Source organism: Arthrobacter sp. CC3 (assembly GCF_039907775.1).
In the GTDB taxonomy this organism is placed as follows: Bacteria; Actinomycetota; Actinomycetes; order Actinomycetales; family Micrococcaceae; genus Arthrobacter.
In genome coordinates this window covers 1-2036 of sequence record NZ_JARCCY010000094.1, presented here as the reverse complement: position 1 = coordinate 2036, position 2036 = coordinate 1, and the positions used below count along the sequence as shown (strand labels likewise).

Below are 2036 nucleotides of genomic sequence, written 5' to 3'. Positions count from 1 at the left end.
CATTGGCTAGAAGTTAAACCACCTTCTCCTTCAGAGGACTCACACCTCCAAGCAAATGCCCATGCTGGGCGTACAACAAAAGCAGGACCTGCCAATCGGCAGGTCCTGCTTTATGAAACCTAAACGGTCCCGGGTATCTAAGAAATTAGATAGCCTGGATGTTTACGGCCTGGGGACCCTTGGGGCCCTGCTCGGTTTCGAAGGAGACCTTCTGGTTCTCTTCGAGGGAGCGGAAACCGGAGGAGTTGATCGCAGAGTAGTGTGCGAAAACGTCCTGTGAGGAGTCATCGGGGGAAATGAAGCCGAAGCCCTTTTCAGCGTTAAACCATTTGACGGTACCAGTAGCCATTATTTATGTCCTTCGTGAAGGTGGAGGAACTGTCCCGACTTTCGGGTCCTCCGGTGTGGGGTGTTCAAAACCGCTACTTCAGAAGAACGAGGACTTTCGACCCCGCGTACTGCCTGAACTACCAAATACAAACACAACAACGGTCTCTACTGTACACGGGTTTTCAGAGCGGCTTTACCACGGGCATCAGCGGGATGTCCGGGACCGTGATCGACTGCGGTCCGTCGAAGCCCTGCATAAACACCGTGACGAAGCTGAGGGAGACCGTGCCGCCCGCGTCAGGCAGCTGACTCTCGAAGTTGATGGTCCCCTTGCGCTGTCCCCCGGGCGGTATTTCGGGCTGCCAGCTGCTGCGGAACGCATCGGCGTCGAACGTCGTGCCGTCCGGGCCGGTGAGGATGGCGTTGTGGAAGAGGGGCAGTGACATGGAGCTGCCGGTCCCGTTACGTACGTGGATCTCCACCCGGGTGAAGTGGGCGGTGCTCTGCACGCCGAGCACCGTCACCGTGACGCCTTGCGCTTCCGCCACCACCTGGCGTGCCAGCCGCTGGGTACCCTCCTCGTTTCCCGAGAAGTACCCGACGGCGTAACTCGCCCCGGCTGCCAGAAGCCATCCACCGCCGCCAAGCAGGAGCAAGGTCACCAGCACCGTAGCGATTAGTGGACGGGAACGCGTACGCGGGGCAGCATCAGCCGGCGCAGACGGATACGCCGTCCCGCTGTCATAGGGCCCGGCGTGGGCATCCGGGTAGCCTGGCCTCAGGGGCCGCGCGGGCCGCGCCGGCTGCACGCGCATTGACGGCCGGTACTGGGGTTTGGGCCGCCTGGGGGGCGGCTGCGCCTTGTCCTTGAGGTAATCCAGCGCCTCACCGCCCAGGGCAACAACAAGGCCCATGGCCGGGGTCACGAACCATGTCCACGTCGGTGTCAGCTCGGTCAGGAACGCGGTCAGGCTGTTGCCGATCAGTCCCACCACGTTGATCGCGGCCGCGAAAAGCAGCGCCGCGCCCAGACCTTTCTTGCGGGCGGCGGCAGGGGCGGGCCTGCGGCCCTCCGGCCGGCCGGCCGCCTCGGGAGGTGAGCCGCCGTCGTACGTCCCTTCAACAAACCGGAGCAGCACCTGTCCGATCTGGACCTCATCGCCGTCGGCGAGCTCCGTGGGCGAGGTGATCTCGTGGCCGTTGACCCAGGTGCCGTTGCGCGACTGTTGGTCGGCAAGGATTGTCCGGCCCTCCAGGGAGGTCAGCTCGGCGTGGCGGCGGCTGACTCCGGACACCGGCAGGCGCAGCCGTGAGCCTTCCCCGCTGCCGATGGTGGAGGTGCCGTGCGGAATGCGGAGCCGGCGTCCCGCCGCTTCACCGTTGACCACCACGAACTCGTCCCGCAACCCCGATGCATCCACGACTTCCCCGACCAGCCAGGAGGGCGCCGGCCCCCGAGAGGCGAAAAACCGCCGCCGGCGCTAGCGAACGGCATACAGTAAGTCTCCTCGCGGCGGGTGGGGCTGACAAGAATGGGACGGCCGTTCGCGACGGCGGGGTGCCGGGGACTTTCGGCACTTCCCCGGCCGCAGGATCACGCAGAGGGTGGAGGTATGGCGGCTGCTACCACTAGGAGTCTGCTGAATTAGTCGTGGGTGGGCGCGTCGACTGGACTGGTGGGCCTGGTGGTTAAGACTGGTCTTATG

At 64.2% G+C, this 2036-nt stretch carries 2 protein-coding genes; both read right to left on the bottom strand.

Going from position 1 to position 2036, the window contains the following annotated elements:
• Positions 1 to 145: 145 nt before the first annotated feature.
• Positions 146 to 349 (bottom strand): cold-shock protein, encoded by a 204-nt coding sequence (locus tag PV761_RS24110; RefSeq protein ID WP_003806113.1) that lies wholly within the window; start codon positions 347 to 349, stop codon positions 146 to 148.
• Positions 350 to 512: 163 nt separating this feature from the next.
• Complete coding sequence (locus PV761_RS24105; protein ID WP_347900038.1) at positions 513 to 1751, bottom strand: FHA domain-containing protein; 1239 nt, start codon at positions 1749 to 1751, stop codon at positions 513 to 515.
• Between the last annotated feature and the right edge of the window lie 285 nt (positions 1752 to 2036).

Bases quoted from the DNA above. Each gene is read 5' to 3' on its own strand.
- PV761_RS24110 (WP_003806113.1), bottom strand. From the start codon at position 349: ATGGCTACTGGTACCGTCAAATGGTTTAACGCTGAAAAGGGCTTCGGC.